Below are 5,135 nucleotides of genomic sequence, written 5' to 3'. Positions count from 1 at the left end.
GCAGTTGGAAGACCTGCGAAGGTCGCTGCCGGCGGGCCGACAATTGCGCCTGATCAACAAAACCCTAAACGAGTCCTATACCCTGGTCCACAGCCTCAGCGGCAGGCAACTGCGCATGGTGATGGCCGGCGGCTTGATCAATTCGATCCGGCTCAATTCGGCTCGGAGCGATGCAGGTGGAAAAGGCCCATGAAGCGTTCGACACGGTGGCCGCCCGCGCCTGACGGGCGATCCGTCCGGCAGGCGGGACATCCGTTCGGATCCGGGTATGAAAAAAGGAGGTTTCCATGGACGAAACCAGAGACGCCCCGCACACCTGCAGCATGCCTGAAACCGATGAGGACGGTCATGCCAATCTCTGTTGCTGCTATATCGTGGACGCGGACGGCGGCCTCCAAGACCCCTGTTATCACCCGGCGGACGACTGCTGCTGACCCAGGAGGCCCTTCGGCCGGCCATCCGGAAAAACAGCTCAGGCCGGTGACGGCCTGTTGCGCAGCCGGCGCTTAGGCCAGATACAAAAATGAATACTCACCGCGACAGAAAACGGGTTAAAAAACCCCGCATCGAATTAACCGACCAGGATCTGGAACATCTCGCCGGTATCCGTGCACCCCTGTCCGTTCCGGCGTTGGCCAGACGCGCGGGACTGCCCTACATGCAAGTCTACAATATCGTTCATGGGCGTGTGAAATCCATATCGGACAGACACTACCGGCTGCTTTTCGGACAGGCCCCACCTCCCCGGAAGCCGAAGCGGGTGGATGGTGCGGCATTCAGAGCCATGGTCGATTTGTGGTTGTTTCTCAACGACGACCTCACCCGATCGGATCTCAGTCGCGAATTCGAGGAAGGCGCCCCCCCCAAAAAGGCTGACCTCAGGATCTTCAGCGGGCAGGTCCGGACGGTGCCCCCCAGGCTGGAACGCCTCATGCGAAAAAAGTTTTCGGACGCCGGCGTCGACGGGCATCAGCTCGACCGATGGCTCGATGAACTGGACACGCTGCCATCCGTCGGTCGGATACCATACCGCCGGATCAGGCCGATCCTGCGATTCATTCGGGACGAATTGGGTGTGCACCCCACCGCCATGTTGCATCAGTCCGTCGAACGCTACGAGAGCGGCATGCTGAAAAGCGTGTCCCGGGACACCTTCAACCGGGCAATGACCCTGAAACACCGCACCGAAAAAGCCATTGCTTTAGGAAAAAACCGGGAGATCGAGAAACTGAGGGAAGACGTTTGCGGGGGGAAATCCGGCTATTCACTCTATCTGGAGGTTGAAGAGGAGTTAACTTTCCTGTGCCGATACGCCCAAAAAAGCGCCAAGAGCTACCTGGGCAGAAGCATGTGGACGTACCAGACCGGAAAAGCTAGACGCATCGCCGACTGGAGGGCCCAGAAGATCCTGCAGGACTGCGATCGCTTCATCCGGGAGACGCCGGCGCTGTCCCTTGCCTGTCTGCCGCGATCCCAGCGGGCGATGCGGGTCAGGATGCTGCTCGATGTTCTCGTGGCCCGCACGACGCAGCTGCTTTCCGAACAGGAGGGCCTCGTTTTCGAAAAGAAAATTCTGAGGCCATCGCATGCGCGTGGCGAATACACCAATCAAAAGCATGGATTCACGCGTTTCGACATGGCACCCGGCATCCTGGGGATGAAAAAGAAGGCCTTCGACCTGATGGTAGCAAAAAATTGCGAGATTTTCAGGTCGGTTGGGAGATATACAAAGCGATGGTACCTTTCCGACCTGTATCTGAAAGAACTCTCTGAAAAGGAGTTCTTCGATTTGATTTCGAAAAAGTATGAACGGATGGCCATATCGCTGAACCGATCCATGGGGGTCGATGCCTGCCTGCATTAATATTGTTTTATTCGGTGCCACTCAGTGATCCGGATCGAAGCCGAGCCCGGGCCGGCCAGTGGGATGCAGGGTGCCGTTGCGCAGCCGCACCGCCCCGGATGCAGGGTCGCCCATCAGGTCCAGATGGCCGTCCAGGTCGGCGTATTTCACATTGGGGCGCGCCAGGGCAAAGTGAAGGCCGGCGGCAATGCCCAGCGCCGACTCGTCCATACAGCCGACCATCACCTCCAGGTCGGCGGCATGGGAGACAGCGTTGATCTTCATCGCCGCGTCAATGCCCCCCACCTTCATCAGCTTGATATTGATCATGTCAACCAGGCCTTTTCTGGCCAGCCGGAAGGCGTCCTTCAGGTTCATCAGGCTTTCATCGGCCATGATGGGCAGCGGGACTTTTCGGGTGACCCGTCCCAACAGGCCGTCCTTGGCCCGGGGGGTGGGCTGCTCGATGAGTTCCAGACCCACCGGGCGCAACGCCGCCACGAAGCGCAGGACGTCAGCCTCCGAATAGCCCTGGTTGGCATCGAATCGCAGTTCGATTTTTTTTCCCACCGCTTCCCGAATCTTGAACAGGCGCTCGATATCGACCGCCACATCCACCCCACCTTTGATTTTCAGGGCCAGAAACCCCTGCTGTGCATGGTCGATGGCTCTGGCGACGGTTTCTTCGATGGGCATGATCCCGATGGTGATACTGGTCCGCATTCGGCTGCGAAATCCACCGAGAAGGTTGTACAGCGGCAGGCCTGCCGTCTTGCCCAGAATATCGAAAAGGGCCATATCCGCCATGGCCAGGGCCGCCGGTTGAACCTTCAGGTGCGGCCGGATGCGCTCCATGAGCATCAAGGGCCGCAATGGATCCGAGCCGTTGAAGGCAGGAAGGATCACGTTGCGGCAGGCATCCAGGACACCTGCCGGCGTTTCGCCGGTCACTTCCCGATCCGGCGCCGCACAGCCATACCCGACGATGCCTGCAGAGGTTTCCACGCGCAGGAAGACATTGGTGGTTGATCTGACGGTCTCGTATGCAATGGTGTAAGGCTCGGTCAACTTCATGGTTACCGGCCAGGCTTCGATGTGAGTTATTTTCATGGTCAGCACTTGAAAAATTCGTAAAATGTTATCTTGCGGACGGATTCGTAAAAAGCCCGAGATCAAGGCTTGCCAATCCTGAGGAAGGGGTTCTTACGGTACGCCGCAGTGACGAAGGATGAAGCGTAACGCAGATATCGGGTTTTTTACGAATCCGTCAATACTTGCGCTGGTAGATTTCCTTAAGCGTCATGGTTTTCAGCTGGTCAACGAAAATGACCAGGTGGGCGATGATGAGCTCCCACATCTTCTCACCCTTTTCCACGCTGGCCTTGGTGGGATCGCCCATGACGCCGCTGGCCGATATCTTGTGGGTGTGGGCATACCAGGAGACACCTCGTTTGGAAGTAAAGTCGAGATAGCGGCTGGTGAAGGCCGGCACCTCCATCTGCAATCGGTCCATGCGCACCAGATGGGGCCGGATGGCCAGGCTGGTGCTGGTTTCGATCTCACCGGCATGGACATCGTTGGGAGTTTCAATGAGGCTGTCCACATCCACGTCGCTGGTTTCCCCGGTGTCCACGCAAACGAAGATACGCGCATCCTGGTTGATGCGCTGGGCGGCGAAGTTCAACGACGGGGCGTTGCCCCCGTGCCCGTTGATGATTACCAGCTTCCTGATGCCGTTTTTGGCCACGCTGATGCCGACGTCGTATACCAGGTTGGCCAGGGTGTCGTTGTTGATGCTGATCGTGCCCTTGAAGGCTTCATGGTGGTAGGAAACCCCGTATGCGATCAGCGGCAGCACCAGGGGTTTGGGGTCTCGGCAGCCGTCGGCGACGCGCTTGGATAGATACTCGGCGTCGAAAGCATCCGTGTCCAGGGGCAGATGGGGGCCGTGCTGTTCGATGGCCCCCACCGGCAACAGGGCGGTGTCCACGATGCCGAGACGATGGGCGGCATCCGGCCAGCAGAGCTCGCCCCAGAAAAAGGTGCTCGGCCGCCTGTCGGCGTCACCGGCATCTTCGTCCTGCAAGGCTCCTGATTCGGCCGCATAGGGGGCCTGCAGATCCGGGTGGACAAAGGGATCCACCGGCATCCAAGATTTTCCCTGACGCTGCACCGCACCCTCGGCATGCTCCAGATAGATGCGGTAGAGGTCTGCCCGCAAATCCTGAGGGATGCCGTCGATGGGTGAAACCGTGGGGTCGAACCGCAGCATCATGATTTCAGGGTAAGGTTTGACTAAATTGGCAATGGCATCCGGCACGCGGACGTGATCGAGTTGCGCCAGCATGAAAAACAGCTGGCCCGCTTCGGCCGATGCCTGGGAGTAAACACCTTTGTCAAACAGGGTAGCCAGGCAAGCTGCGATCTGATTGTCGCTGTATCCACAGCGGGACGGGTCCTCCGCCAGGGCGGTGAGCATGCCCACGATGCGACGGCATTTTTCACACTTGCCGCAGGGCTTGATCCGGTCACCCGCCTTGTGGGTGGCGTGGCAAGAGATCTGGTGCGCCTGAGTTTGAGGATAACGCCTGACCAGCATTTTTTCGATCAGAAGTTCGGACAGGGGGCGCAACATGGAAAACTGGCTGATTGCCCAGCCTTTGCGCATGAAATACCGTGACAAGGCGGTGTCGAACCAGATGCTCTGGTCATACAGGCCGTCATAATGGCGGATGCCCTGGGTGGTGACGCGCCGCGAAGTATCGAACTCGTCTCCGATGATCAGGCGCCCGATACCCCGTTTGCGCAACAGCGGCAGAACGCCGAAGAGAAATACCGCCACGGTCCACAGGCGGATAGGGTATTCGTCCGACCGGACGCCGGCAAAATCTTTTCTGATAAAGGGCATCCGGCGAAGCATCCAGGGGTATAACCGGTCGGCATTGACCCAGACCCGCGCGGTGTTGGGGATGTTGTCCCTGAAGTGGCGGTAGGCATTGAGGGCCGTATACCAGTGCCGGCCCGATTCGTTGACGAATATGGGGTGTACCTCCCGACCCATTTCGTCCAGCAGGCCGAAACTGAGCAGGCTGTCCTTGCCGCCGCTGGAGAGAACGCAGTGGCGGCTCGAATCGGTATTCCAGGGGGGCAGGTGATCGGTTCGAACCGTGACAGGGAATGTCAGTTGCGCACGAAGAAAGGACTTGGGCTTGACTGCCGTCAGCCGGGCTGCCTCCCCCACCAGAAAGGGGTTGGGCTCCAGAAACTTCTTGACGAAAATTTCCCGGGCCGT

Annotated in this window: 5 protein-coding genes; 3 read left to right on the top strand and 2 right to left on the bottom strand. The window is 58.8% G+C overall.

The genetic code is table 11. The features are described 5' to 3' along the window. The 3 genes from ABYV26_RS20430 to ABYV26_RS20420 all read left to right on the top strand — a co-directional run. Window positions 1-193 (top strand): hypothetical protein (locus ABYV26_RS20430; RefSeq protein ID WP_372683210.1); only part of this gene is annotated, 193 nt, incomplete at its 5' end. 94 nt (window positions 194-287) lie between these two features. Next, window positions 288-434 (top strand): hypothetical protein, encoded by a 147-nt coding sequence (locus tag ABYV26_RS20425; protein ID WP_372683209.1) that lies wholly within the window; start codon window positions 288-290, stop codon window positions 432-434. 89 nt (window positions 435-523) lie between these two features. Then, entirely contained in the window at window positions 524-1,864 is a 1,341-nt protein-coding gene (locus ABYV26_RS20420) for a hypothetical protein (RefSeq protein ID WP_372683208.1), read from the top strand. A 21-nt stretch (window positions 1,865-1,885) separates the two neighbouring features. Here the strand turns inward: ABYV26_RS20420 and ABYV26_RS20415 are convergent, their stop codons facing one another. Next, window positions 1,886-2,953 carry a mandelate racemase/muconate lactonizing enzyme family protein gene (locus ABYV26_RS20415; RefSeq protein WP_372683207.1) on the bottom strand — a complete coding sequence of 356 codons (1,068 nt, stop codon included), beginning with the start codon at window positions 2,951-2,953 and terminating at the stop codon, window positions 1,886-1,888. 157 nt (window positions 2,954-3,110) lie between these two features. Further along, window positions 3,111-5,135, bottom strand: a 2,025-nt coding sequence (locus ABYV26_RS20410) for a creatininase family protein (RefSeq protein WP_372683206.1), incomplete at its 5' end; no start/stop codon positions are given.

This window comes from Desulfosarcina sp. (assembly GCF_041551955.1).
In the GTDB taxonomy this organism is placed as follows: domain Bacteria; phylum Desulfobacterota; class Desulfobacteria; order Desulfobacterales; family Desulfosarcinaceae; genus Desulfosarcina.
Note: the sequence above shows the minus strand (reverse complement) of the source record. Positions and strands in the feature narration are given on the sequence as shown.